This window comes from Streptomyces sp. NPDC048269 (genome assembly GCF_040652395.1).
Taxonomy (GTDB): domain Bacteria; phylum Actinomycetota; class Actinomycetes; order Streptomycetales; family Streptomycetaceae; genus Streptomyces.
In genome coordinates, this window is record NZ_JBEZLW010000021.1 from 1 (window position 1) to 26949 (window position 26949).

A 26949-nucleotide genomic window follows, 5' to 3' on the forward strand; every position below is an offset into this window, starting at 1 on the left:
GCCGTCCGCTGGGAACGCCGCACCGAACTCCACGACGCCTTCGTCTCCCTCGCCTGCAGCCTCATCTGCTGGCGACGCCTCAACAAACCCGAATCATGATCGTGTTACGAGCTCTTACGGCCGAGCTCATGATCAGAGACCAGTACGACCCGAGGCAACTTCCCGGACACATGCTGACCCCAACCTGATACGCCTCTGACAGGACCCTGACGGCCCGTCCACACGGACACACGGGCTCGGGAAACCGCTGGACTTCCCCAGGGGTCACGGGCTCCACTGGGCAAGTCGATCAATTGCTTACGGGGGCGCACGGAAGTCATGACGGGAACTGCGGTATTCCTCACCGGAATCGCCTATGAACTCGGTGAACAGGAAAAGTCTCTGGCGGATCTCACCTCTTTTCCCCCGGATGTCCTGGAGGGGCTGCGCGAAGTGGGTGTGTCGGACTTCCGGACCACTTCCCGTACCTCCTCCCAGCTCGCGCACGCCTCGGCGCTGCGCACGCTCGGAACGCTCGGTCCGGGCCGGCGGGACGCGGTCACCCACGTGATCCACGCAACCAACAGCCACCACGACGGGGCCGCGACCCACGAGGTGGGCAGCGGCCGGCTCCTGCGGGCCCTGGGCCTGGCGAAGGCCTTCCCGCTCGGTGTCTCCCTGGGGTACTGCGCCAATCTGCACGTCGCCCTGCACCTGGCGACGGCGCTGATCTCGGCCGGCGCCGCCGGCGACGTACTCGTGATCTGCGCGGACGCCCTCGGGCCCGACGGCGACCGCTCTGTGAGCGGGGGCATATCGGTGCACTGCGACGCGGCGAGCAGTGTGCTCGTGACACGTGATCCGCTGCCCGGCTCGCTGCGTCTGCTCCACACCGAACTCCACATCGATCCCGCCCTCGCGGACATCGACCCGTCCGTCAACTTCCTGCGTCACATGTCCGTGTTCGGCAAGGGATGCGCGCATACGACGGCGAGGGCCCTGTCGGCAGTCGGATCGCTCTCCCAGGACATCTCCCGCGTCCTGCCGAACAACTACAACAACCGCGTGAACCGCGGGCTCGCGGAGATAACCGGGTTCTCCGTCGAGCAGGTGTTCATGGCGAACATTCCGCGGCTCGGCCACGCGCTGGCCTCCGACAACCTGATCAATCTCGCGGACTCACTCGAACTGAACCCGGCCGAACCAGGAGAACGCATGCTGCTGCTCGCCTCCGGCCCCAACCAGTGGGGCGTCTCCGTGGTGGAGGCCCGGTGACGCCCACCGCTCCGGGTCCGCTGCCGTACGAGCAGCGGCACGCCACGCTGCTGCACCACTTCCTGCTCCAGCACGCCGCCCGCCTCGGCGACCGGCCCGCCGTGATCGGCCGTGAGTCGACCCTCAGCTACGCCGAACTCGCCTCCCGCGCCGCCGCCCTCGCCGGGCAGCTCGCCGCCTGGGGGGTCGAGCCCGGGGACCGGATCGTGCTCGGCCTCGACCCGTCCCCCGATGCGCTCGCTCTGCTGTGCGCCTGCTCGATGACGGGCGCGGTGTTCGTTCCCGTCGGTCCCGAGACCCCCGAGGCCCGCTTCCGGTCCCTCGCCGATCGCACCGAAGCCGTCCTGATCATCGCCGAGGACGGGAGCGGCCCGGAGTCACCCGGGGACGGCTCCGCCACCGCGTGGTCCAAGGCCCGTGTGCACGGTGGGGAGCTGGAGTTCTCCGGGCCGCGCGAGGTGCCGCGGGGCCCGGTCCGCCTGGAGACCACCGGCCGCGACCTCGCGTACCTCATCTTCACCTCGGGGACGACCGGGGAGCCCAAGGGCATCATGATGAGCCACACGGCGGTCCTGGCCTTCTGGCGGGCGCTGGCAGAACACTGCGCCCTCGACGGCGACGCACGGGTCGGCAGCTTCTCACCCCTGCAGTTCGACTTCTCGCTGCTCGACTACGGCCTGGCCCTGGGCTCCGGCGCCACGCTCGTCCTCGTGGACCGCGCCCTCTTCCACCAGCCGCGCCGGATGCTCGACCACCTCGGCGACACCGGCGTGACCCAGATGAACGGCGTGCCCTCGCTGTGGTCCTCCATCCTGCGCTACGTCCCGGGGGAGCTGCACCGAGCCGCCTCGCTCCGTACGGTGTTCTTCGCCGGCGAGGGCTTTCCGGCTTCCGAACTCCGAACGCTGCGGGCGGCGTTCCCCGAGCTGCGGATCATCAACTGCTTCGGCCACTCGGAGTCCGTGGCCTGCTCCTTCCTCGACCTGTCCCACCCGCTGCCCGAGGAGAGCGACAACCTGCCGATGGGCTGGGGCCATCCGGGGGCGCAGCTGCTGCTGCTCGACGCGGACGGCGAACCCGTCACCGAGACGGGCGTGACGGGCGAGCTGTACCTGCGGGCCGACAACCTCTTCTCCGGCTACTGGCGCGATCCCGCGGCGACGGGCCGTGCCCTGGTGCCGAACCCGCTGCGCCCCCACGACCGCGAGTTGGTGTTCCGCAGCGGCGACCGGGCCGAACTCGGCGCGGACGGACACCTCTACTTCAAGGGCCGGGACGACCTCCAGGTCAAGGTGCGGGGCAACCGCATCGAACTGGAAGAGGTGGAACGGGTGCTGGGCAACCACCCCGCGGTCGCCCAGGCCGCCGTCACATCTGCGGCCGGCGGACTGCTGGCCGTGATCGCCCGCCGCCCGGCCGCGGCCGACTCCGACGGCCCTCGCGACCCTCACGACGCTCCCGGCACCCGCGCACCCGCCGCTCCGCTCGACACGGCGGAGCTGCGCCGGTGGTGCGCCGCCTGGCTGCCGCCGTACATGGTGCCCGGCAGCCTCCATTTCACCGACTCCCCGCTCCCCACCACGCCCAACGGCAAGATCGACCGATCGCAGTTGCGTGCGCGGTACGCCGGGAGCGGACCAGCGACCGAAGGATCTCCATGACCACCCGGATCAGCCCGCTCGACGAATCCTCCGTGCTGGGCCGCGGGCTCACCCTGCAGAGCGCCGACAACGCCACGATCCTCCTGCGCGACTCCGATGGCGCCACCGGTTCGTACACCGACCTGATGAGCGCGTACGGCGCGGTGAACTTCGGCCACCTCAACCCCCTCATCACTCCCAGCCTCGACCTCACCGCGGACATCGCCGCCGGCGTGTACCCGCCGGAGGCCGCGGCGTTCGCCGACTGGCTCACGGACCGCCTGGGGCTTCCCGGCCATCAGGTGCTCTTCCAGGTCGGCGGCAGCTTCGCCGTGTCCAGCGCGCTTGCCATCGCGCAGCGCGTCCGGCCGGGCAAGGTGCTCGCACTGGAGGGGGCCTTCCACGGCCTGGGTCTCGACGCCCTGGCCGCGACCCGCACGCACCGTGAACTGGCGCTGCAGAACACCGTGTTCACCGAAGCCGTCGACCCGCTGGTGACGCATCTGAGGCCGGGCGCGGAGTTCAGCGGGTGGGAGGACGTCTCCTGTTTCGTCTTCGAGCCGGTGCAGGGCGCCAACGGCTACGTGCCGATCGACTCCGAGTGGCTCACGGCGACCGTCGCGGCGGCGCGGCGGGCCGGGGTCGTCGTCGTGGCGGATGAGATCCAGGCCGGCTACTACCGCCACGGCCACCTCAGCCCCACCCGGGCCCTGGGCATCGACGCGGACATCCACCTGTTCAGCAAGTCCATGACCAACGGGCTCTACCCGTTGTCCGCCGTGGTCTACCCGAAGGCGTTCGACGCGAGTGCGGGCTCCGCCCTCGCGCTCGCCCACACCTTCCAGACCGGGGTGCTCGGCTTCCGTGCGGCTATGGCGGTCGCCGCCTGGCTCGACCAGGGCTCCCTGGACGAGCTGGTCAGCGAGGTGAGCGAGGCCCTGGCCCTGTGTGCCAAGCGCCTCGGGGAAATTCCGGCCGTGCACGACGTGCACACCACGGGCCCGGCCCTGTCGTTCGGCCACGCCCGGGCCCGGGAGGTGGTGCGCGGTTGCGTCCGCCGCCACGTCCTCCCCTTCACCGGCGGTGCGGCGGGCGACCGGATCCGGGTGGCACCTCCGCTGACCATCCCGCGCGAGCAATTGGCCGACGCGCTCGACGTACTCGTACACGAGGTGGAGCAGGCCGTCTGACGAAGACCGCCGACCGCCACCGATCCTCTGTCACAGGAGCAGCACACATGCAGCGTGAAGAGTTCTACGCCCGATTCTCCGACACCCTTCGAACGCTCCGGGCGCCCCGCGAGTTGCCGGTGCCCGGTCCCACGGACAACCTCTGGGACCTCGGCTTCCTGGACTCCTTCGCGATGGTGGAGGTCCTGATACACCTGGAGGAGCTCGTCGGGCGGGAGATCGAGCTCACCGCCGATTCCCTGCGCACCTTCCACACCCTGGAGCGCATCTACGACACGTACGTGGCCGGGCAGTCCGCCGGCACGCAGGCCTCCACTGCCGGCGCGGCGCGCGCCGGGGACCAGGAGGTGGCGGCGTGAGCGTCCCCGACGAGCAGCGGATCGCCGAGATCCGCGCGGACTTCGCCGGCTTCGGCTGTGCCCAGCTGCGTGACGCAGCACCCAAGTACGTCGAGGTGGTGGCCTGGCCGCTGGAGCGCCGGACCCCGGTCACCCACCTCGCGGGCCCCGCCTTCCCCGTCGCCACGGACAACGACATGCTGCCGGTCCTGCAGGGCCTCGACGCCACCCCGCCGGGGCACGTCCTGCTGGTCAGCAACACCGCCCCGCGCTCCGAAGCGCTCGCCGGGGACATCCTGGCCACGGCGGCCGTCGCCCAGCGGCTGGGCGGCCTGGTGGTCAACGGCGCCGTCCGGGACGTCGGCTATCTGCGGCGCCTCGGCCTCGCCGTGTACTCGACCGAGGTCGACATCATCTCGGCGAAGACCGCGCTGGTACCGTCCGCCCGGCTGCCCATGGAGATCACGGTCCCGGTCGTCGACGGGTCCGGGAGCGGCGACGCGACGGTCCAGGTCGGCGCCGGCGACTGGATCTTCGGTGACGAGGACGCCGTCGTACTCGTGCGCGCACGGCACCTGTCGGCCGTCTTCTCGGCGGCCGGGCTCCTGCAAGGTCAGGAGGAGCAGCTGCGCGAGGCGCTGCGGGCCGGTCACAGGCTCAGCGACGTCTGCGGCCTCCACGACTACGTCGCGGGGACCGGCCCCCTGCGCATGGACGTCTGATGACGCCGGCCGTCGTGGTGCCGGGAGGCGTCGAGGGGCTCGCCGGTTTCGACGCCTCCCTGCATCCGCAGGACCCTTGGGCGTACTACGCCTGGTTCCGCGCGCACCAGCCGGTCGGCTGGTCGGAAGTGCACCGGTGCTTCTTCGTCCACGGCCACGCCCTCGCCGACACCGTGTTCCGCAGTTCCCGTTTCACCGTGGAACACCCCTTCCGGCGGAGCCGCCAGGCACTGGGGCCGACACTGCTCGACACCGACGGCCCCGACCACACCCGGCTGCGGCCCTTCGTGAACGCCGACCTGACCGGCACTGCCGTCCGGACACTGATCGAGCGGGTCGTCAGACCCACCGCGGCGGAACTCGCCGCGAGGATGGTGGCACGGGGCACGGGCGACTTCGTGGAGGACTTCGCCACCGAGCTGCCGCTGCGGGTGGCGGTGGCCCTCACCGGCCTCGACCCCGCCGACCGGTACTGGCTCGCCGACCGGCTGCGCCCGCTCGTCGACTGTCTGGACCGGACCACCGCCCCGCTGGGCCCGGCCGCCGATGCCCGCGACGCGCTGGAGGCGCACACCGCCGAAGTGCTCCGCAAGGGCCTCGGGCGCGGCGGGCTCCTCGAGCGCTGCGCACAGGCCGGCGGCCTGGACCTGTCCGAGGCGGAGATCGTCCGGACCGCCACCCTGCTGCTCAGCGCGGGCACCGAGACGACCGTCTGCTCACTGGCCAACACGGTGGTCTGCCTGCTCACTGTCGACGGCGTCCAGGACGATCTGCGCGAAGGGCGGGTGAGTGTCCCGGACTTCGTCCGCGAGGTGCTGCGCTGGCAGCCCCCCATGCACTTCACCCTGCGCTACGCCCGCCAGGACACGGACCTCGGCGGGGTCGCCATCCCGGCCGGAGCGGCGGTGCAGCTGAACCTGGCCTCCGCCAACCGGGACGAGTCCGTCTTCGCGGAAGCCGACCGGTTCGTGGCGGGCCGCTCCGAACGCTCGGAGCTCACCTTCGGCCGCGGCCGGCACTCCTGCCCGGGAAACCGGCTGGCGGCCGCCGAGATCGAATACGCTGTGGACGAACTGCTGGCGCGCACGGCGGCCTTGACCTCCCCGGACGGCGCCGTTCCGCCGGTGGAAGGCGTCACGTTCCGCAGGCCGCGCAGCCTGCCCGTACTGCTGAGGAGCACCCGGTGAGCGTGGAAGCAGCGGCCGGACGGCCCGCGGACCCGGCGCGATCGCCTGCCGGCGTACTGGAATCGCTCGCCCGGTCCTGCGCCCGGCTCGGTTTCGAGATGTCCTGCGATCCGCGTACGGGATCGCTGCTGCGCACGCTCGCGGCGGCCCGGCCCGGAGGCCGGATCCTCGAACTCGGCACGGGAGCCGGCATGTCCACCGCCTGGTTGCTCGACGGCATGGCCGCCGACAGCACCCTGTTGACGGTCGAGAGCGAAGACTCCCTGGTCGAGGTGGCCCGACAGCACCTGGGGCACGACGCACGGGTGCGGTTCGTCCATGGCGACGCCGGTGCGCTGATCGAGCGGCTCGACGGCGAACGGTTCGACCTGGTCTTCGCCGACACCTGGGCCGGGAAGTTCGAAAGGCTCGACGAGACCCTGGAGCTGCTCGCCCCGGGAGCGCTCTACGTGGTGGACGACCTGCTGCCCCAGCCCTCCTGGCCCGAGGGCCACGGTCCGCGGGCCGAGGCCCTGGCGGAGCGCCTGATGTCCGACGGGCGGCTCAGGGCGACCCGCCTCGACTGGTCTTCGGGCCTGATCGTCGCCGCCAGGATCTGAGGCGCGTACGACACCGTCACGCAGCGGGGCCCGGCCTGTCACAGGCCGGGCCCCCGCTGTGTCAGAGGCCCAGCGCCCTGCGGACGGGCCGCGGCCAGGACTCGAGGTCGTCGCCGTGCCGGTGGCGCAGCGCGATCACGATGCGGTCCAGGCCGAAGGCGAGGCAGGCGCTGTGGCCGACGGACCCGTCTGCCAGCCTGAAGCCGAAGGCCTCTCCGAAGTGCTCCTTGTGCCAGTTGGCCGAGGCGATCGACTGCACGAGCCCGTCGGCGAGCTCGGCGGTCACCTCCCACTTGAGCTCCTCGGCCCGCTGCACGGCTGCCACCAGGCGGCCCGGGCGGCCGAAGAAGGGGTCACTGGCGGCGATCACCCGGGTGGCCATGCCCAGCCCGCCCAGCCAGCCGTCGGCCAGCTCCAGGACCTCGTCCCGCCACCGTTCGACGGCGTCGGGCGCCCCGAACCGTACGACCTCGTACATCCGGAAGGAGCGGAGCCGCCCCGTCTCCGAGGTGGCCTCGCCCCGGTAGCAGGACGCCTCCACGCTCAGGGAGCGCTCGCCCGTGATCTTCTCTCCGGCGACCAGCGGGTAGAGGTGATGGCAGGCCGCCGAGGTGAGGGCCAGGTCCGTCGGACCGGGCACGCCGCCGTCCGGGTTGCCGTGCACGGTGCCGAGCAGCTGGGGGAACGACTGGGGGTAGCCCGCGAGGTCCAGGGTGGTGCGGGCAATCACCGGCGGGGCGCCGTAGTGCTCCTCGGTCTCCGCGCCGAACAGCGTGGCGAGGCCGGCGCGCAGCCCGTCCAGGACGTGGCCGTCCCGTCGCGGGGTGAGGGCCACCCCGGGCGCTTCGGCCCCGTGCGTGGTCGTCGGTACCGACGCGGTGGTCCCCGTGGTCATCGTTCCCCCCTGGCCAGCAGCAGTGTCTGGGCGTTGGCCGCCAGCAGCCGACCGTTGCCGATCATCAGCGGCGCGGAGTAGGTGTCGCGCAGGATCCGCGCGATGGAGTACGGACCGTGCTCGGCGAAGCCGGCCATGCCGCAGACCTGAAGGGCGAGTCTGGCCGTCTCGACGGCGTTCTCCGAGACACCGACCTTGAGGGCGTTGAGCTCGATGCCCAGGCCCAGCGTCGGCTCCCGGCCGGCTTGGAACACGGGCTCGGTGGCCCGTACCGCCGCGTCCACCTGGCCCCGTATCCCGGTGAGCTTCGTGTGCGCCGCGGCGAGGGCGGGCACCTGCGCGGACGACCCCGACCGGGCCTTCTCGCGTACGTACGACACCGCCCGGTGGACCGCCTCGGCGGCGAGCCCGCTCCAGACGCCGGCCCACAGCAGATGGGACAGCGGCACCATGGTGCGGGCCGCGATCTCCCCGAAGGGGACCGGGAGGATCTGTGACTCGTCGAAGGTGGCCCGCAGGCTGAATGCGGGACTGCAGGTGCCGCGCATGCCGAGGGTGTCCCACTCGCCGGTCCGTGTCATCTCGGTCTGCTCGCGGGTGGCCAGTACGGCCACCTGGCCGCTCGCGCCGACGTCCGCGTCCTTGCGGGCGGTGATCAGGTAGGCGTCCGCGTGCGCCCCGTACGAGACGGTCGTGCCCTCCTTCTCCAGCGTACGGGTGCGCTCGCCCCCGTCGGTGACGCCCGCCCGGCTGCTGCGCAGGTCTCCGCCCACTCCGCGCTCGCTGGTCACCGAGGCGATCAGCCAGCGGTCGGTGACGGCGCTCCGCGTCATCGGGGCTTCCGGGTGGTGGCGCACCAGGCAGGCCAGCTGCGCCTGGTGCATGGCCCAGATCATCGCGGTGGCCCCGCAGCCGCGGGCGAGCCGCTCGGCGACGGTCACGAGGGCGGCCGGGCCGAGGCCGGCCCCGCCCAGCTCGACGGGGGCCACGGCGGTCAGCAGGCCGGTGTCGCGTATCACTTTGAGTGCCTCGGCGGGAAGCCGGGCCTCGCGGTCGACGTCGGCTGCGGACGCGGCGGCCTCTTCGGCCGCTGCACGCACGGCCTGTTCGATGTCAGGGGGGAGGTGTTCCCCCGTGGGCGAGGTCATCCGGTGGTGGCCTTCCGTCCTTCGAGGAGCGGGCCGAGCACCGCGCCGAGACTTCTTATGCTGGCGAAGGTCTCCCGGGTCAGGGACCCGTCGGGGAACTCCACCGCGTAGTGGTCCTCCAGCCGCAGCATCATCTGCACGCTTGTCATGGAATCCATGCCCGCGTCCCACAGGTCTCCGTCGGCTGCCAGCTGCGGCACGATCTCGCGGAGCTTGGGCACCTCGGAGATGACCTGCCTGATTTCCTCTTCCATGTGCCTCACCTCAGTGTTCGGGGCGGTTTGGGGATGCGGTCGCCGGGCCGAGCGTCGACTCGGCGAGGCGGCCGACCGGGCCGTCGTCGGCTCCGGCGGCGGCCCGCAGCAGGGCCAGCACTTCGTGGCCGATCTCCTCGGAAACCTCCAGGCCTCCGGCCGGCCCTCCGAAATACGAACGGAGCGTCGTCCTGCGCGGCGAGAAGCCGAACCGCCAGGTGGTGACGGTCAGATCGTGCGAGGGTGCGAACGCGCCGTGTTCGGTCACCATGCGCCGCTCCACCGGATCGGCGGCGTGGGCGTCGTCGGCGTCCTCCATCCAGACGTGCAGCTGGATGTACTCCACTCCGTCGTCGAGCAGGGTCCGGCCGAACTCCGGTATCTCCCGGGCCAGTTCCGGGACGCTCAGCAGTGCGCCCCGGAAACCTCGCCAGGTGCCGGCCATCATCGCCTTCATGAAGGCGGACAGAGGCTGTTCGGGGTCCACGTGGCAGACGACGGGCCGGTCGTGGGCGAAGAGGCCGACGGCGACCTCCGAGGCGGCGTCGCGGCGGGTGGAGACGGGACTGAAGAGGACGAAGCGGTTGCGGCCGCTGCGGCGCCAGATCGCGAGCGCAGTGAGGGCGGACATCAGGGCGAACGGGGTGGATTCGTGGGTCTCGCTCACCGCCGCCACCAGGGCGTACAGTTCCGGCCCGACGAAGGTGCTGTCGACTTGACTGCGCATCAGGGGCGCGTCTCCATGGACGCCGGAGGCGTCGGCGGAGCAGTGCGGCATGAGCCCGGTGAGCGGCTCGACCTTCTCCATGGCCGCGGTCCAGCCCCGCAGTTCCCTCTCGCGCTGCGCTCCCGCCCTGGTGGTCCGGTCGCGGCACAGGTCCGGGAAGCCCTTGGGAAGCGGCTCGAGGTCCCCTCGTCCCTCGAGGAGACGGGTCAGGTCGGCGGCGACGATCGCCGCCGAGTTGCCGTCGCACGTGAAGTGGTCGAGCGCGACAGTGAGATGGCGGTTGCACCCCCGCGAGTCCTGGACGAGTTCGAAGCGGGTCCGACCGGCCTCACCGCGGCGCTGCTCGGTGTTGAGCAGCGCCGCCCGCCGTCGCTCGAGGAGCGCCACGTGGTCCTCGCCGGGCCCGGCCGTGATGACGACCAGGTCGGCCGTCTCGGCGGTCACCGTCTGCACGAACGGCGAGCGTCCGCAGAGGTGGGTGCGCAGCGCGTCCTGGCGCTGCTGGAAGCGGGTCACGGCGTCACGCACGGCGCCGACGCCCACGCCCTCGGGCACGGCCACCGTGACACGCATGTTGTGGAAGATTCCCGGCCCGAAAAGGCCTTCGAGAAAAAGCATGCTCTCTTGTTCCGGCGAGAGCGGAAAATATGTCAACGCATTCACCTGTTCTGAGCTGGGCCCGTCACGCCGCCGAAGCGGGAAGCAGCGGCTCGGCGGACGGAATGTCGTGGCGAAGTACGGCGGCCAGGCATTCCTTCAGCAACGGGGACGGCTCGACACCCTGCCCCTCGCGCAAGGCCCGTCTGATGCGGGCGTATTCCGTCAGGGCTTCCGTCTGCCGGCCCGCCCGATAGAGCGCGATCATGAGCTGGCGGGAGAAGTCCTCATGCACCGGATACAGCGCGGTCAGCTCCTGCAACTCACACATGACGTGTATGTGGTGGCCGAGGACGAGCTGGATGTTGATCTTCTCGCTGGTGGCAGCCAGCCGGCCCTCTTCCAGCCGGGCACGAACCCCGCGGAGCCAGGCACTGTCCGACACTCCGCCCAAGGCGGGCCCGCGCCACAGGGAGAGGGCGCGCTCGTAGAGCCCCAGCGCCCCTTCCCCGGACACCGCCCGGGCCTCGGTGCACAGCCGGTCGAAGAGGTGCGAGTCGACCTCGTTCTCGCCCAGACGCAGTCCGTACCCCGGCCGGCCGGTGACCACGCGGGCGTTGGCGAACCCGGATCCGCAAGTGGAGTCGAGGTCCCTGCGCAGCCTGGACATCAGGGCGTAGAGGGCGTTGTCGGCCTTTTCGGGACTGCGTCGGGGCCAGATCTCCCCCACCAGCGTGGAGCTGGAAACGATGGAAGGAGAAGCACTCGCGAGAACGGCGAGCAAAGTGCAGAGCCGTTCTCCCCTGACCGCGAACGTTCCCTGAGTCGATTGAATGGCCACAGGCCCCAACAAAGACACGCGCATGGCAGAATCCCCCGTTCCTGCCGCCCATGTGCCGCCAATGCGGTAGTCATGCGACGGCCAATGCGCTGATCATGCTCACATGCAACCCATGGGCGCAGTCAACGGCCATCTCATCATTTGGTCTAAACCATCAACTGACTTCTAGACAAATGGTGTTGATCGCACGTCAGCCTGACACGCACAGGAAACCCCGGCCGCCGCTCACAGGCGTCGGAAAAGCCCGGAGACCGTCTCCGACGCCCCGGCTAAAGGCTGCGTACGAGCCCGCCGTCGCACCGCACGGCGGTCCCCGTGATGTACGAGGCCTGCGCGCTGCAGAGGAACGCGGCGACCGCGGCGAACTCCGCGGGGCGCCCGTAGCGCCGGGCCGGGATCGTGGCGACCGATGCCTGCTCCACCTCCGCGACGGTACGGCCGGAGCGGGCCGCGTTCGCGGCGTCGACCTGTGCGGTGCGGCCGGTCTCGATGCGGCCGGGCAGCAGGAGGTTGACGGTCACTCCGTCCGCGGCGACCTCTGCGGCCAGCGTCTTGAGATAGCCGGCCAGTGCGGCGCGGCCGAGGTTCGACAGGGCGAGGTTCGGCAGCGGAGCGGCGATCCCGCTGGAGCCGACAGCCAGGATCCGGCCCCAGCCCCGCGCTCGCATGGCGGGCAGGGCCAGCGAGACCAGCTGGACGTGCCGGCGTACCGTGGCGTCGAGTGCGGCGTCGAGGTCGGCGATGCCGACGCCGGTCGCCGGAGCCGGCCGGGGACCGGGGCCGTTGAGCACGAGGATGTCGGGGGGCCCGAATGCCGCGACCGTGGCCCGGAGCAGCTCGTCCGGCCCCTCCTCGGTGAGGAGGTCGACCTCGACGCCGACAGCGCTGGGCAGGTCAGCGGCGATCTCCTTCGCCCGCTCCCCCCGTCGGCCGCAGACCACCGTGTCGGCTCCTTCCGCGGCCAGCAGCCGGGCGACCGCTTCACCGAGCCCTCCCGTGGAGGAGCAGACCAGAGCCGTGCGTCCGGCAATGCCGAGATCCATCAGCGCACCTCCGGCCGGCGGGCGGCCGGTGCGACCGCGGGCGGAAGGAGCGGCCGATCGTGACAGCACATCATCAAGCAACCTCCTGTAGGACCGACCGGCTGTCGCGCCGGCAGGCGGGCTCCTCGACCGCGCCCCTGACCGGCCCCTAGCCGGCGTGCACGGAATCCGGGGCGGTGCGTCGACGGAGCGGACTGGCTCCGAGGACGGCGAAGAGCGCCCCGCCCAGCATGATCAGCGTGCCGACGAGCTGCACGCTCGTGAACGACTCGCCCAGGAACACGGTCGAGAAGAAGGAACCGAAAACCGGAACGGTGAACATCATGGTGGTGGCCGTGGACGCGCTCACACTGCGCAGTCCGCGGTAGTAGAACAGGTAGGCGATCGTGGTCGGCCCGACGGCGAGGAACACGACGTTCGCCCACGCCAGGCCCGAGACCGACTGCCACGACACGTCACCGGCCGCCGGGACGGCGAGCACGATGAGTCCGAGCCCGCCGACGCCCGTTCCCCAGGCCGTGGCCCGCAACGGGTCCACTCCCGACAGGATCGACTTCGACAGGATGCTGTAGGCAGCCCAGCAGCCGGCCCCCGCCACGAAGACGAGGTCGCCGACCAGCCGGGTGGACCCGGCCGCCTCCCCGCTGATCCCCAGGAAGAACACCAGCGCGCCGAGCGCGCCGACCGCCAGACCGGCGACCCGCGGCCAGGCAGCCGTCTCCCGGCCCAGCAGGATCAGCGTGGCGGTGGTCAGGATGGGGCTCAGTACGGGCACGATGACGCCGCCGTCGAGCGAAGGGGCCAGGGACAGCCCCCAGAAGAAGAAGACGTTGTAGGCCAGGACGCCCAGCAGACCGGCCAGCCCCGCGCGTACCGCCGCGGCACGCCCGATCGGACGCGAGCGCCCCCGGAGCACCACGGCGAGGAGGATCAGCAGCAGTCCGCCGCCGCCGAACCGGAGGGCCGCCGCGACCTCGTGCGGCATCTCCCCCACGACCACCTTGGAGCTGGCGAAGGCGCTGCCGAACATGATCATGGTGACGAGGAGGTTCAGGTACGGAACGGCCGTTGACCGCGCCGCCGCCGCAGGGCTGGACACATCGCTCGTCACCGGTACATCACCGCGCCCTTGACCACCTTGTCGACCTGGTTCTTCCCGCCGTGGAGCGCGATGCCCACGAGGTCGAGCTTCGCCGTCCCCACCGCGCGCACCGCCGCACGGTTGTCGTGGTCGTTGCCCGTCGCGAACAGGTCCGAGGTGAAGACCGAGAGCGGCATGCCGCGCGCGACCGCGCGGCCGTGCGCGGCGGTGAGCACCTCGTCGGTCGCCCTGAGCACCAGAACGGGCTGGCGGAACATGGGGAGGTAGGCGACCCCGTCCGCGTCGAGGTACTCCTCCCCGATGATGTCGGGGTCCGCGGTCGGAAGGCCGCTGACCAGGAACGCCGTCACGTTCACGGCCTGCCAGCTCTCGAGGTCGTCACGCAGGACGACCACGATCTTGGTCTTGGGCGGCGCCGGAGTCTCGTGCTGTTCAAATTCCATAGCTGGGGACCCTACTTGGTCACATGATCACGCTGACGTCGAACGGTGTACTGCGCCCCTCGGTGCGGGGACGGACCGGGAACCGGGCCGGCCGCGCACCGGCAGGACACGATCCGAGGGGGACGGGCTAGCGGCCGGAGACCCTGTCGAGGACCTCTTCGCCCTCGGGGTTGCGCTTCGCCGTGATGACCTTCTGGTGCGGGTCGCTGACCATGACCTTCGCGAGGAGTCCCGGCTGAGCGGACATGTCCTGGAACGGCGACCACAGTGCGCCGTCGTGGAGAGCCCGCAGATCGGTCACGCTCAGTCCGCTGATCCGCTCCAGGCGGGCGGCGAGCGCCTGGTCCTCCGCCCCGGCGAGCAGTGCTCGGATGCGGTCCTCCTCCGGCAGCAGGTCGGGCTGCTCTCCGGCGAGGTACTCGTGCAGGTTCGCCGCCCGTCCGGCGAAGGGCGAGTACACCATGCAGACCAGCTGCGTGGTGTCCAGCCCGAAGGCCACCTCGCCGTACTCGGTCGCCGCCTCGCGCATCGACTTGACGCCGACGTCGGTGCGGTAGCGGTCCTCCATCTCCTCGACGAGGTGCTCCGGGAAGTGCTTGCGGCGCATCAGCTCCAGTGCGAAGTCCACGTACTGGGCGATGCCCTCCCGGTAGGAGCGCTTGTAGACGTGCTCGGTCCTCAGTCCGCGCAAGTGGGCCATGAGCGCGGGGTTCGCGCAGTCCGACTCGGTGAAGTTGAAGGCGATCTCGTCGAAGACGAAGTCCAGGAAGTCCGTCAGCAGGCTCCAGTGCGCCCCTGAGGCGTAGCTCGTGTAGTCGTAGATCGAGAAGAAGGCCAGCGTGTCGGAGATGTCCGAGGTCACCCCCCGGTCCTTGACCCGCTCCCCGTTCTCCGGTCCGTGGATCTCCTCGAAGTAGGCCTTGGCCAGCCCGTCGAGCGTCTCCAGCGTGCCCTTGAAACCCTTCCTGCCGTCAGCGGGCTTCTGGCCGGCCCCGCGCGCCAGCTGGCGGATCCACAGGGCGTAGTCGCGCTGCTCCTGCGGGGAGTCGCCGGTGATGATGAGGTCCACTCCCCCACCGTGGCGGGCAGCCACGCCGAAGGAGTTGGCCACGTTCAGGTTGCAGGCGTTGCAGAAGGTCGCCCGGCCGTCGCCGTAGGTGCGGTGTCCGCCCATGAGCATGTCGACGCGATTGAACTCGATGAGCCGGTGCGGCATGGCGCGGTCCCGGGCGAAGGGCCGGACCTGGTCACCCTCCAGGAGCAGCAGCTCCGCGTCCGGGTCGTCGTAGAGCCCCAGGGCACGGTACGTGCGGTCGATGTTGAGCATCACCTGGTAGGGCATTCCTCCGTGGCGCATGGTCACCACGCGCAACCGGAAGGTCTCGCCGTGCCGTTCGGCGAGCGTCAGATGGACCGCACGCACGAAGGCCACCGCATAGGCACTGTCCTTGCCGCCGCCGTAGGCGACCATCACCGTGTTCTGCCCGAGATCGTCCTGCCGCGGCAAGGCGTTGTACAGCTTCGTGGCGCACTCTTCGACCGCCGGCACATCCTGCTCCGGTAGAGCCCTCCGCAAATCATCCAGCATTGTCGTGCGCATCGGAATCCTTCCTGGCTGCTTCTTCGTTAACGGCGCAGCCGGCTTCAGTCGTCGAAGTTCTGTTCGTGGAGGTCTGGTGTCGTGAACGAACGCACCGACCGGCACCAATCCTGAAAGGACCCGTGTGGGTCGGCAGATTGGCGCCCTGTCCGGAATCATCCGGTCGGTTCTCGGTATCCGTCAGCGTGCGAGTCGGCAGGATCCAGCCTGTCGAACGGTGCAGCGGGGTGAAGTGCCGAGCGGCCCGATCGAGGGGCCAACTCTTCGCCGGGCAAGCCAAACACAGAGTGTGAGTCGTGTCCAGGCCAAGATCGACACTAGCAGTCGGGCGGCCCGGCGCGGGCCGATCGAGTTCCTGATACGGAGCTGACACGCCTCTGGGAGTTCCTGATATGGAGCTGACACACCGCTCGAAACCAGCCACCCGCACGGCCCACATCCCGCCAACCGGCCGGATTGTCACGCTTCGATCGTTGATCCTCGACGAAATCAGGTGTTAGGTAATCCAGGCCGCATCGACTACCGACGACGCCGGCCTCTCCAGGAAACGTCCGCGGCTCTTCCGCGAGGCGACTACGCCTGCCGCTCCGGAAAATCCCGGCCGGTGCCGGTGTTTCCGTTGAACGTACGAGCCCGGTCGATCCGGCGTTCCGACATCGATGCGTACCGGGGGCGATTCTTCCGCCCACTCCACGGTGCCGTCATTGCCGTCATGTGATCACCGTGGCTTGCGCCGGCAGAGATCTACGCCGGCGCGACTTCCGCGAAAAGCTGACCGGACCTACCCGCAAACCGCCGAGCCTGTGAGGATGGACATGCCTGCAGCACACGCCCCGATCTTCGAGCCGCCGACGACCGAACTTCTTGACGCGACACTGCGTGACGGTTCCTACGCGGTCGACTTCCAACTCGAAGAGAAGTTCGTGATCGAGCTCCTCGGCCGGCTGAACGAGACGCCCATCCGGAAGATCGAGATCGGTCACGGTCTCGGTTTCGAGGCGGAGCGGGCCGGCATCACGCCGTGCAACATCGACCTCGAACGCTGGTGCGAGATCGCACGTGCGGAACTGACGGCCTCCTCGTGGGGAATGTTCGCGCAGCCGGAATTCAGCCGGCTCACGACCCTCGCCGAACTCTGCGACCGGGGAATGTCGTTCGTCCGCATCGGCATCGAGGCAGAACGGGTCTCCGAACACCTCGACTACATCGAGCGCGCCACCGAGATCTGCGGCGAGGTCTACCTCAACCTCATGAAGACCAGTGCCACACCCGCCGAGCAGCTGCCCGCCCTGCTGGAAGGGGTGACGCCGGACATCGCCGGGCTGTACGTCGTGGACTCGTACGGCTCGATGCTCCCCAGCGACGTACGCCGCTACGTGACCGTCGCGAAGCAGTCCTTCCCCGTCGTCGGTTTCCACGGCCACGACAACCTCGGTATGGCGAACGCGAACACCATCGCCGCGGTCGAGGCGGGCGCCACGATCGTCGACGGCACGCTCAACGGCATCGGCCGGGGCGCCGGAAACGCGGAGACCGAATCGCTGGCCGGCATCCTCAGCCTCACCGGCGGCGACGTCTACGACTACAAGACGCTGGGCAAGCTCGCGGAGTTCTGCCGCAGCAGCATGGACGTCATCCCGGAGAACCGGACCATGCAGGTGCTCGGCGGCGTGATCGGGATTCACTCCGGATTCTTCCCGCTCGTCGAAGAACTGTGCGCCGAACTCACCGTGGACGCGGCTTCCGTGATGGAGGCCGCCGTCGAGCTGGCACCCGCGAGCGCGGGAAAGAACGACATTCGCGCCGCGGCGCAGCGGATCGCCCAGCGCTCCGCAGGTGTCGAGAGCACCGTCTAACCAACACGCAACGGGGAGCAAAACGCTGTGAGACTGGCAAGGTTCGACACCGAACAGGGACACCACATCTTCGCGAGTCATGCCGGGGGCTGGATTCCGCTCTCCGGAATAGACGGGTACGAAGCTCCGACCCGCATCACCGACCTGCTGGACGAGGCGCGGAGGAGGGAGCTCGGCGCCCTGCTCCGTTCTCTGCCGCCGACCGAACCGGCCGACATCCGGCTCGACGGCGCCGCGACCATTGTCGACGACGGTGACATCTGGGGGGCAGGCCTGAACTACAAAGGCCACTCCGCCGATCTGAACGCCCAGCAGCCCACGTCCGGACCCGGGTCCTACTTGAGGCCTGGCAATTGCCTCATCGGCAATGGCCAGGACATCGAACTTCCCTCCCAGAGCAAGCGGGTGACCGCCGAAGCGGAACTCGGGCTGATCATCGGCACGGAGTGCAAGAACGTACGGCGTGAAGAATGGCGGTCGGTCGTCGCAGGCGTCACGGCCGTCCTCGACATGACCGCCGAAGACGTCATCCGCGAGAACCCCCGCTACATTCCCTGGGCCAAGGGATTCGACACCTTCTGCAGCGTCGGTCCGCAGTTCGTGTCGCTGGACGAGTTCGACGACTCGGCCCTCGCCTCGATTCGCGTGTCGACCATCCGCAACGGCGAAGTCGTCTCCTCCGCGCTGGTGTCCGACATGAAGTACGACCTGGGATATCTGGTCGAATACTTCACGGCCGGCCGAACCCTCACCCCTGGAACCGTCATCTGCACGGGAACTCCGGGAGCCGCCGTGATCAGCCCCGGGGACTCGATCCAGTCCGTGGTCGAGGGCGTGGGCACCCTCACTCACACCGTGAGGTGACCAGAATCCCAATGACGAGCGTAAAGGCCTGAGCAGTTGACCGTACAGCAGATGTCAGTAGTGGATGCGATCGAGCGTGCCGTTCAGGAGAATCCTGAAGGCGGAGCGATCGAAACTCCGGACGGGGTGATCACCTACCGGGAGTTCGGTGAGCAGGTCCGTGACTTCACCTCGCGGCTCGACGCGGAGACCGTGCCCGGTGAGTTCATCGGGATCGAGGCCGTACGGACCTCCGGCTCCATCGTCGCCATGGTGGGCGCGCTTCGGGCCGGGCGTCCGTTCGTGTTCATCGACCCGCGCGACAGCGAGTCGTCGAACAGGACCAAGGTGTCCCGGCTCGGTGTCAACACGGTCGCCAGGAGCGCGACGTCCTGCGACGCCCCCGCCCTCACCTCGACGCCCGCCGAGTGGCGGGGTGATGCGGGAGCCGAACCCCTCCCGGCACCTGAGGGACTAGCGGCCCACCACGGCACGATCGGCTATGCGATCCACACGTCGGGATCGACGGGCGAACCCAAGTGCGTCGTGGTGCGCACCGGCCCGCTGGCCGCGATGGTCCAGGACCACGTGCGGTCCCTGGGGTTGGATGCGCGGTGCCGCACGCTGCAGTTCGCCCGGCTGACCTTCGACGGATGCATCACGGAGATCCTGTGGACCCTGACCGCGGGCGCATGCCTGGTGGTCCTGGGAGAGGCGCAGCTCAGCCCCGGAACGGTCCTTCAGAGGACGCTGGAGAACTTCCGCATCACCCACCTGAAGACCACCCCGTTCGCGTTGACCGCCACCGAGCCCACACCGGCGATGAGCCTGAAGCACGTGATCAACGGCGGTGGGTCGTGCCGTCAGGCGGTGGTCCAGAAGTGGTCGTCCGCAGCGGCGTTCCACAACGCGTACGGAACCACGGAAACCACGGTCTGCAACTTCCTCAGTGGCCCCCTGGACCCGGCTCACTGCACCGAGTCCGTGCCGCTCGGCGAGGTGGTGGGTGACTGCGGTTACGAGATCGTCCCCCTGCCGGCTCCGGACGGGGAGGAGCTCACCGGTTCGTCCGTGGTCCGCGGCGAACTCGTCATCACCGGGGAGAGCGTCGCGATCGGCTACCTCACCGCGCACGGTCTGCAGCCCTTCCTCGACGAGGATGCGAACCGGCGCTACCGGACGGGGGACGTGGTCGAACTCCGCGGCGGAGAGGTCTTCTTCGTCGAACGGCTGGACCGGCAGCTGAAGGTACGCGGTTACCGCCTCGACCCGGGTGAGATCGAGGCGGCGGCATGCCGGCTCGACTCGGTGATGGAGGCGGTGGTGACCGCCGAGTCGCACGACGGTGCGGACCACTCCGGCGCCGACGCCCTCGTCTGCTACTACCAGGGCGCCGTGACCCCGCGGGCGATGCGCTCCCACCTCGAGTCGGTCCTCGACTCCTACAAGGTCCCCTCGGTGATCAAGCAGGTCGCCGCACTGCCCTACACGCCGAACGGCAAGGTCGACCGCGACGCCCTCAGCGCCAGCCGGAAAGCCGCACCCGAGGCGGGCGGGGCAGTGGCACCGGAGGAGCAGATCCTCGAGCTGGTCCGCCACCTCACCGGAGTGAGCGACCCCGGCCTCGACGACAACTTCTACGACCTCGGTGGCGATTCGGCCTCCACCGTGGTGCTTGTCAGCAGGCTCAAGAAGCTCGGCTGGATGGACGCCGGGGTGCGGGACGTACTCCGCGCCGAGAACCTGAGGGCTCTCGCCGATGAACTACGCGATCGGAGTGTTTGAGCACGATGTGTGGCGTGTGCGGGACTTTTTCCCCGGACGGTCGGATCGATCGCAGCGTCTCCGCTGCCATGCACACCCGGCTGGTCCATCGCGGCCCCGACGAGACCTACTCGCTGAACACCGAGACGGTCTCGGCGAAGCTCGGCCGCCTCGGCATGAACGGTCTGACCGACGGCTGGCAGCCCGCGGAGGACCGCAGCGGCCGCTACGTCGCCATGACGAACGGTGAGGTGTTCAACCTCAAGGCCCTTCGCGAAAAGGTGGGTTCCGGCCGGCAGGCCAACGGCGTCGACGTAGCCGTCATCCCCGAAATCGTCGCTCAGTTCGGGATCCAGGGGCTGAGCCTGGTGGACGGGCAGTTCGCCACCGTCGTCTTCGACCGCGCCGAGAACACGCTGACCCTGGCTCGGGACCGGTTCGGGATCTGCCCGTTGTACTACACGGTGACCGGCTCGGACGTGCACTTCTGCTCGGAGATCAAACCGCTGGTCCAGTGCGTCGCCCAGTCCTGGAAGGTCGACATCGGTGCCGTCGACCAGTACTTCGCGCTGGGGAACATCGTCGCGCCGCGCACTCTCGTCGAGGGAGTGCGGGCCGTCCCGCCGGGCTGCGCCGTCCGGTTCGGCGCGGACCACCAGGAGACCGTGCGCTACTGGCGCTACGGAGAGTTCTCGCCGGCCTCGCAGCCCGTCTCGGGAGAGGCGCTCCGGGAGGGTCTGAAGCAGTCGACACTCGACCGTCTGCATGCCGACGTGGAGATCGGGGCCTATCTGAGCGGCGGATTCGACTCCACCGCGATCCTGATGGAAGCAGCCGCCCTCCTCGACCGCCCGGTCCGGACGTTCTCAGCGGTGTTCGACGACCCGGCGCTGGACGAGGGACGCTTCCAGCGCGAGGTGGCGGCCGCCGTCGGGAGCAAGCACGAACAGGTCCTGTGCAGCCAGAGCGACATCGCCTCGAAATTCGAGGAGATGGTCAGGCACTGCTGCTATCCGCAGCGCGAGACCTACAACGTGGCGGCCATGATGCTGGCGGACGCCGCGCGTTCCGCCGGGGTCAAGGGAGTTGTCTCCGGTGAGGGGGCGGATGAGCTGTTCTTCGGCTACGACTCCTATGCCTTCGACAGCGTGACCAGGTCCGTACGTGCCTCCCGTGCGGAGAACGAACGGTCATGGGGGAGGGCGGATTTCAGCTGGGAGGTCAACTGGCGGAACGTGGACAGGCGACGGGAGGAGTACCTCACTGCGGATGCACGTGAGGCGCTCGCGGGCAACGAGTTCTGGCGGACGAGGCTCATCCCGTTCTCCGACGACGAGGTGAAGTCCCTCTCGCAGATGCAGCTGCGGTCCGTCGCCGACGTCTACGTCCAGATGTCAGGTCACCTCCTCGGTGATCACGGCGACTCCATGCTCATGGGAAGCTCGATCGAGGGCCGCTATCCATTCCTCTCGCATTCGGTCGTCTCCCTCGCCCTGCAGATCGACGACAGCGCCAAGGTGGTCGACTTCGAAGGGAAGTCGTGCCTCAAGTCGGCCTACGAAGGGATCGTTCCCGAATCCGTTCTTCGCCGCGGGAAGCACGGGTTCACCGCATACGACCTGCGGTCGGTCACGGATAGGCGGACCTGGGACGACTGGCGCGACCTCGTGACGGCGAGCGGCGTCTTCACCAGCGGCTGCCTCGACACGGCCCCCCGTGAGGGCCGGGCGGAGAAATGGGATTCCAGACTCAGCGCCATCAGCATCGCCGTGGTGATGGACGAGCTGGATCTCCGGTTCTGATTCCTGAGACACGGGTTTGCCCGTGTCCCGAGATTGGAGGGGCCAGTGCCTCACGAACGTCCTGGCGTCGTTGTCTTCCCTGGCGCCGGATCATTTGGCGGCGAACTACTGCCGCTGCTGCGCGATGTGGGTCCAGCCGCATGGCTCGCCCGGTACCCGGGGCGCTTCGGCAAGGATGTCGGCAAACCCGCGGGATCGTTCGAGGAGATCGTGCAGTCGTGCGTCGCCCAGGTGACGCGCCGGCAGGTGGCCGGATCCGTTCTCGTCGGGCACAGCTTCGGCGCCTACGTGGCACGCGCCACGGCAGCGAGGCTGGAGGAGATGGGGGCAGGGGTGTCAGCCCTGGTGGTCGTCGGTGCCACCGCACCGGAGCTGCTCACCGTGCCCGAGTCAGCCACCCGAAGCCCGTCGGGTACCGCCGCCTTCTTCAACGAAATCGACCCCGGTCTCATCCCGGGCGAGGCATCCGACGAGTGGAGGGACATCGTGCTCGAAACCGCCATGCAGGATCTCCGTCTGCTCAAGGACTTCACGGCAAGGGCATCGGGGTACGCCGAGGTGCGCTGCCCTGTTTTCGCCGCCCGTGGAGAGGCGGATCCGCTGACGTCCACCAGCGGAATCGGCCGATGGGCCGGTACCACCTCCGCCGCTTGTGTGCACCGGGTGTTCCCGGGCGGTCATTCGGACGTGCTGCGCTCACCCGAGTTCACATCGTGGCTCGTCGACGTGTGCGCCGCCGCACCTCAGGCCTCGTCCGGACCGCTCGGGAGCGCCATGTCGACTGCGGAAGGCCTCTGAGTCCGGCCGCCTCGTCCTCCCGGAAGCAGGGGAGGCGGCCGGAGCGCGCGGCGGGCTCGGCGGAACGAGCCCGGTGCGCCACCGCGCCAACTGCGCGGGTACCCCCTTCTCGAACCGGTGACGGGCGAACGGCCCGCGCCCGCAGTCCGGCCGGAATCCGTCAGCCCAGGCCCACCTTCCTCTGGAGAATCCGCTGTCCCCGCATGCCCGTCCCGAGATCACGATCGTCATCGCCACGCAGCTGCGCGAGGACCGGCTCGGCTACCTCGACGCCATGCATGCCAGCCTGCGGCGGCAGAACGTGCCGTGGGAGGCCGTGATCGCGATCGACGGGGCCGACCCCGCCCGCCTGCCCGCGTCGCTGGCCGAGGACCCCCGCGTACGCACCCTCGCCCTGCCCCGCCCGGTCGGCGCCGCCTGCGCCCGCAATCTCGCGCTCAACGAGGTGCGCACCCCGCTGATGAACTGGGCCGACGATGACGACGAACTCACCGAGGACAGTCTCAGCACACGGCTGACGGAGCTGAAGAACACCGGGGTCGGCTGGGTGGCCGGATACAGCGAGGACCTCCACCCGGACGGTTCGACCACCCTGTGGAGGTGCCCCACCCCACCCGGCCGGCATGAGGCGGGGGACGTCTGGACGTACTGGAAGAGTCCCTCGGACACCATCCCGATCGGCCCCACCACGATCCTGGCCCGCACCGACCTCGTGCGCGCTGCCCCCATGGGCGGGCTCGTCCAGGGCGAGGACTACGTATCGGCCCTGGGCATCACCGGCCTCGCTCCCGGCATCCTCCTGCCCCGGCCGGTCTACCGGTACCGCAAACACCCGGGTCAGATGACCGCCCAAGGAGCCGCCTACCAGGCTTTGGAGGCGAAGGCCCGCATCCATGCCTGGAACTTCGGCCGCAGCCTCCGCGCCTTGGTGACCCCGCGGCACAGCCAGGCGGCCCACGTCTCCTGGCCGGCCGCCGACCTCCTCATCGGTCCCGCCCTGGAACCCCGGGCCCGGAGCGGCGCTCCCCTCTGACCGCACCAGGACGGCCGCGCCCCAAAACCTGGACGAAGCCGAAACATCTCCCGGTTCGGCGAATCCGTCCCCCGGACTTCATGCGGGTCCCCGGGCGGCCCGGGGCGCCCGCTCCCGGCGGGCTTCTCGGTCATCCTCCCGCTGAGCCGGCCTACCACTGGACGGGGGAATCGACCGGCAGGCCGGCGAGGGCGCCCGCCCCGGCGGGCAGGGATCGGGCGTGCCCATGCTTGTCGGAACCTCGGGGTGGCAGTACAAGGACTGGCGGGGCGTTCTCTACCCGCCCGAGCAGCCGCAGCGGCTGTGGCTGGAGGAGTACGCCCGGCAGTTCGCCACCGTCGAGAACAACAACGCCTTCTACCGGCTTCCGACGACGGAGGTCTTCGGATCGTGGCGGGATCGGACGCCCGAGGGGTTCGTCATGGCGGTCAAGGCCAGCCGCTACCTGACCCATCTGAAGCGGCTGCACGACCCCGGGGAGCCGGTGCACCGGCTGATGGAACACGCCGCGGGCCTCGGCGACCGGATGGGGCCCGTCCTGGTGCAGTTGCCGCCGAACTTCCGGGAGGACGTCGGGGCGCTGGACGCGTGCCTCAGCTGCTTTCCCGACACGGTGCGGGTGGCCGTCGAATTCCGCCACGCGTCGTGGTGGGAGGCGGAGCGGGAGGTCCGGGCGGTGCTGGAGCGGCACGGCAGTGCGCTGTGCTGGGCGGACAGGGGGTCCCGCCCGGTGACTCCGTTGTGGCGTACCGCGTCATGGGGGTACGTCCGCTTCCACGGCGGCACGGCCGAGCCGCCGCCGCGTTACGGCCGGCAGGCGTTGAGGTCCTGGGCCGGACGCATCGCCGACGGGTGGCCGGACGAGGCAGACGTGTACGTGTACTTCAACAACGACCTCGGTGGTGCGGCCGTCGTCGATGCCGTGAAATTCGCCCGGACGGCGGCCGCACTGGGCAGGACGGTGAGCCGTACGCCTCCGTCCCCGGCGGATCGGTCTACGTGGCCGCCTTGAGCGGGAACGAGCCGCCGGAACCGTGGAACGCTCCGACGAAACCGGTGGTGCTCCGCGTCACCGTGGTACGCCGCGCTCATGACGGACGAGTACCGCCCTCCGGGCCCGACGGGGCGGTGAGGGGCGGACCGCCACCGGCTGACCACGGCGCGGGACTGCTCGCCGCGCCGGCTACTGCCAGTCGTCCCAGGGCGGGTCCATCTCGTCCAGGTCGAAGGGCGGCTCGTCGTCGTGCGATGCCGTGGGCCGCGCCCGCGCCACCGGGGGTGCGGCCGGGCCGGCGGAGGAGGGAGGGGCGGACTCCGCCGTGAGGGTGGGGGCCGGGGCCTCGGCGGAGGTGGGGGCCGGGGCCTCGGCGGAGGCGACGGGTGGGGCTGTGGCCGGGGCGGGCCCTGGAGTGTCGCACTCCGCCAGGGCGTCGAGGACGCCCTCGCCGTACTTGGTGAGTTTGGCCTCGCCGACCCCGCCGATCGTGGCCAGCTCCTCGACGGTGGCGGGGAGCCGCGTCGCGATCTCCCGCAGCGTCGCGTCGTGGAAGACGACGTACGCCGGTACGCCCTGCTCGCGGGCCGTCGCGGCCCGCCAGGCACGGAGGGCCTCGAAGACCGGTACGGCGGCCGCCGGCAGGTCGACGGGTACGCGGGCTCCCTTCCCGGAGCGCGACCCGGACTCCTTCCGTTGCGGCCCGACGGTCGCCTTCTCCTTCCGCATCAGGACGCTGCGGCGCCCTCCCAGCACCTCGCCGCTGTCGTCCGTCAGCACGAGCGTGCCGTAGTCGCCCTCCACTGCCAGCAGCCGCAGCGCCAGCAGCTGCCTGACGACGCTCCGCCACTCCGCGGTGCTCAGGTCCGACCCGATGCCGAACACCGAGAGCCCGTCGTGGTCGAACTGGATGACCTTGGCCGTCTTCTTGCCCTGCAGGATGTCGATGATCTGGCCGGCGCCGAACTTCTGGCGCCGCTCCTTCGCCAGCCGCCACACCGTCGACAGCAGCTTCTGCGCCGCGACCGTGCCGTCCCAGGACTCCGCCGGTGTCAGACAGGTGTCGCAGTTGCCGCAGGGCTCGCCCGACTGCCCGAAGTACTCCAGCAACCGCACCCGGCGGCAGTTGACCGTCTCGCACAGCGCGAGCATGGCGTCCAGGTGCATGGCCAGGGACCGGCGGTGCGCCTCGTCGCCCTCGGAGCCGTCGATGAGCTTGCGCTGCTGGACCACGTCCTGCAGGCCGTACGCCAGCCAGGCCGTGGCCGGCTCGCCGTCGCGGCCGGCCCGGCCGGTCTCCTGGTAATAGCCCTCGACCGACTTCGGCAGGTCGAGGTGGGCCACGAAGCGCACGTCCGGCTTGTCGATGCCCATGCCGAAGGCGATCGTGGCCACCACCACGACCCCGTCCTCGCGCAGGAAGCGCGACTGGTTCGCCGCACGCGCGCGGGCGTCCATTCCGGCGTGGTACGGAACGGCCTCGATGCCGTGCTCCACCAGGAACGCCGCGGTCTTCTCCACGGAGGATCGCGAGAGGCAGTAGACGACTCCGGCGTCCCCGTCGTGCTCGGTCCGCAGCAGCTCCAGCAGCTGCTTGAGCGGGTTGTCCTTCGCGACGATGCGGTACTGGATGTTCGGCCGGTCGAAGCCGGCGACGAAGTGCCGGGCATCCTCCAGACCGAGCCGCGCCGCGATCTCGGCGTGGGTGGCCTCGGTGGCCGTCGCGGTCAGCGCGATCCGCGGCACCTTCGGCCAGCGCTCGTGCAGCATGGACAGTGCGAGGTAGTCGGGCCGGAAGTCGTGACCCCACTGGGCGACACAGTGCGCCTCGTCGATCGCGAAGAGCGCCACCTTGCACCGGTCGAGCAGCCGCTGCGTGCTCTCGGTGCGCAGCCGCTCGGGAGCCAGGTAGAGCAGGTCCAGCTCGTCGGCGAGGAAGGCCTGCTCGACCGCCTGCCGCTCATGCGGGGCCTGGGTCGAGTTGAGGAACCCGGCGCGCACCCCGAGGGCGGTGAGCGCGTCCACCTGGTCCTGCATCAGCGCGATCAGGGGTGAGATCACGACGCCCGTGCCCTCTCTGACGAGCGCCGGGATCTGGTAGCAGAGCGACTTGCCGCCGCCGGTCGGCATGAGCACGAGGGCATCACCGCCGTCGACGACCTGCTCGATGATCTGCTGCTGCTCACCGCGGAAGGAGCCGTAACCGAAAACGCGGTGGAGCACCTGCAGAGCATCGGAGATCTCGGGGGAAGCGTCCGAAAGGGCCATTCACGAAGCGT

The 26949-nt window shown here is 69.9% G+C and carries 24 protein-coding genes; 14 read left to right on the forward strand and 10 right to left on the reverse strand.

All coding sequences use genetic code 11. The features are described 5' to 3' along the window. The first annotated feature begins 318 nt into the window (after positions 1 to 318). The 7 genes from AB0D48_RS22475 to AB0D48_RS22505 are packed head-to-tail and all read left to right on the forward strand — an operon-like array spanning position 319 to position 6930. A complete protein-coding gene (locus tag AB0D48_RS22475; protein WP_362399613.1) occupies positions 319 to 1254 on the forward strand; it encodes a 3-oxoacyl-[acyl-carrier-protein] synthase III C-terminal domain-containing protein in 936 nt (311 codons plus the stop codon). Further along, entirely contained in the window at positions 1251 to 2915 is a 1665-nt protein-coding gene (locus tag AB0D48_RS22480; protein WP_362399616.1) for an AMP-binding protein, read from the forward strand. Before AB0D48_RS22475 ends, AB0D48_RS22480 begins: the two co-directional genes overlap by 4 nt. Continuing rightward, positions 2912 to 4084, forward strand: a complete 1173-nt coding sequence (locus AB0D48_RS22485) for an aminotransferase class III-fold pyridoxal phosphate-dependent enzyme (protein ID WP_362399618.1) — start codon at positions 2912 to 2914, stop codon at positions 4082 to 4084. Before AB0D48_RS22480 ends, AB0D48_RS22485 begins: the two co-directional genes overlap by 4 nt. A 47-nt stretch (positions 4085 to 4131) precedes the next feature. Then, the gene (locus AB0D48_RS22490) at positions 4132 to 4443 is read left to right on the forward strand and encodes a hypothetical protein (RefSeq protein WP_362399621.1); all 312 of its coding nucleotides are present in this window, start codon (positions 4132 to 4134) and stop codon (positions 4441 to 4443) included. After that, complete coding sequence (locus tag AB0D48_RS22495; protein WP_362399623.1) at positions 4440 to 5144, forward strand: RraA family protein; 705 nt, start codon at positions 4440 to 4442, stop codon at positions 5142 to 5144. Before AB0D48_RS22490 ends, AB0D48_RS22495 begins: the two co-directional genes overlap by 4 nt. Then, positions 5144 to 6331: a cytochrome P450 gene (locus tag AB0D48_RS22500; protein WP_362399626.1), complete on the forward strand. Its 1188-nt coding sequence runs from the start codon at positions 5144 to 5146 to the stop codon at positions 6329 to 6331. The genes AB0D48_RS22495 and AB0D48_RS22500 overlap by 1 nt, the downstream gene beginning before the upstream one ends. Further along, entirely contained in the window at positions 6328 to 6930 is a 603-nt protein-coding gene (locus AB0D48_RS22505) for a class I SAM-dependent methyltransferase (protein ID WP_362399629.1), read from the forward strand. Before AB0D48_RS22500 ends, AB0D48_RS22505 begins: the two co-directional genes overlap by 4 nt. Before the next feature lie 61 nt (positions 6931 to 6991). Here AB0D48_RS22505 and AB0D48_RS22510 read toward each other — a convergent pair whose 3' ends face one another. The 9 genes from AB0D48_RS22510 to AB0D48_RS22550 all read right to left on the reverse strand — a co-directional run bounded on the left by AB0D48_RS22510 (position 6992) and on the right by AB0D48_RS22550 (position 15529). Next, positions 6992 to 7825, reverse strand: coding sequence for a hypothetical protein (locus AB0D48_RS22510; RefSeq protein WP_362399632.1), 834 nt, complete (start codon positions 7823 to 7825; stop codon positions 6992 to 6994). Next, positions 7822 to 8973 (reverse strand): acyl-CoA dehydrogenase family protein, encoded by a 1152-nt coding sequence (locus AB0D48_RS22515; protein ID WP_362399635.1) that lies wholly within the window; start codon positions 8971 to 8973, stop codon positions 7822 to 7824. Before AB0D48_RS22515 ends, AB0D48_RS22510 begins: the two co-directional genes overlap by 4 nt. Continuing rightward, complete coding sequence (locus tag AB0D48_RS22520; protein ID WP_362399638.1) at positions 8970 to 9227, reverse strand: acyl carrier protein; 258 nt, start codon at positions 9225 to 9227, stop codon at positions 8970 to 8972. The genes AB0D48_RS22515 and AB0D48_RS22520 overlap by 4 nt, the downstream gene beginning before the upstream one ends. Before the next feature lie 10 nt (positions 9228 to 9237). Further along, entirely contained in the window at positions 9238 to 10617 is a 1380-nt protein-coding gene (locus AB0D48_RS22525) for a condensation domain-containing protein (protein WP_362399640.1), read from the reverse strand. 19 nt (positions 10618 to 10636) lie between these two features. After that, entirely contained in the window at positions 10637 to 11416 is a 780-nt protein-coding gene (locus AB0D48_RS22530) for an AfsR/SARP family transcriptional regulator (protein WP_362399643.1), read from the reverse strand. A gap of 245 nt (positions 11417 to 11661) precedes the next feature. Beyond that, positions 11662 to 12435 (reverse strand): SDR family oxidoreductase, encoded by a 774-nt coding sequence (locus AB0D48_RS22535; RefSeq protein ID WP_362399646.1) that lies wholly within the window; start codon positions 12433 to 12435, stop codon positions 11662 to 11664. 148 nt (positions 12436 to 12583) lie between these two features. Next, positions 12584 to 13546, reverse strand: coding sequence for a DMT family transporter (locus AB0D48_RS22540; RefSeq protein WP_362399649.1), 963 nt, complete (start codon positions 13544 to 13546; stop codon positions 12584 to 12586). Then, positions 13543 to 13980, reverse strand: coding sequence for a DUF2000 domain-containing protein (locus AB0D48_RS22545; protein WP_362399652.1), 438 nt, complete (start codon positions 13978 to 13980; stop codon positions 13543 to 13545). Before AB0D48_RS22545 ends, AB0D48_RS22540 begins: the two co-directional genes overlap by 4 nt. 127 nt (positions 13981 to 14107) lie before the next feature. Continuing rightward, the gene (locus AB0D48_RS22550; protein ID WP_362399655.1) at positions 14108 to 15529 is read right to left on the reverse strand and encodes a PqqD family protein; all 1422 of its coding nucleotides are present in this window, start codon (positions 15527 to 15529) and stop codon (positions 14108 to 14110) included. An 866-nt stretch (positions 15530 to 16395) separates the two neighbouring features. Between AB0D48_RS22550 and AB0D48_RS22555 the strand changes: the two genes are divergently transcribed. From AB0D48_RS22555 to AB0D48_RS22585, 7 genes are all read left to right on the forward strand, one after another. After that, complete coding sequence (locus AB0D48_RS22555; RefSeq protein ID WP_362399657.1) at positions 16396 to 17436, forward strand: hypothetical protein; 1041 nt, start codon at positions 16396 to 16398, stop codon at positions 17434 to 17436. Between the two features lie 27 nt (positions 17437 to 17463). Then, complete coding sequence (locus AB0D48_RS22560) at positions 17464 to 18300, forward strand: fumarylacetoacetate hydrolase family protein (protein ID WP_362399660.1); 837 nt, start codon at positions 17464 to 17466, stop codon at positions 18298 to 18300. A gap of 51 nt (positions 18301 to 18351) precedes the next feature. Beyond that, positions 18352 to 20064, forward strand: coding sequence for a non-ribosomal peptide synthetase (locus tag AB0D48_RS22565; RefSeq protein ID WP_362399663.1), 1713 nt, complete (start codon positions 18352 to 18354; stop codon positions 20062 to 20064). 5 nt (positions 20065 to 20069) lie between these two features. Then, on the forward strand, positions 20070 to 21845 hold the full coding sequence (gene asnB / locus AB0D48_RS22570; protein ID WP_362399870.1) for an asparagine synthase (glutamine-hydrolyzing): 1776 nt from the start codon (positions 20070 to 20072) through the stop codon (positions 21843 to 21845). A 45-nt stretch (positions 21846 to 21890) separates the two neighbouring features. After that, on the forward strand, positions 21891 to 22643 hold the full coding sequence (locus AB0D48_RS22575) for an alpha/beta fold hydrolase (RefSeq protein ID WP_362399667.1): 753 nt from the start codon (positions 21891 to 21893) through the stop codon (positions 22641 to 22643). 223 nt (positions 22644 to 22866) lie between these two features. Continuing rightward, complete coding sequence (locus tag AB0D48_RS22580; protein ID WP_362399873.1) at positions 22867 to 23676, forward strand: glycosyltransferase; 810 nt, start codon at positions 22867 to 22869, stop codon at positions 23674 to 23676. 220 nt (positions 23677 to 23896) lie between these two features. Beyond that, positions 23897 to 24688, forward strand: coding sequence for a DUF72 domain-containing protein (locus tag AB0D48_RS22585; RefSeq protein WP_362399670.1), 792 nt, complete (start codon positions 23897 to 23899; stop codon positions 24686 to 24688). Between the two features lie 171 nt (positions 24689 to 24859). Here AB0D48_RS22585 and recQ read toward each other — a convergent pair whose 3' ends face one another. Then, a complete protein-coding gene (recQ, locus tag AB0D48_RS22590; RefSeq protein ID WP_362399673.1) occupies positions 24860 to 26938 on the reverse strand; it encodes a DNA helicase RecQ in 2079 nt (692 codons plus the stop codon). Positions 26939 to 26949: the final 11 nt, after the last annotated feature.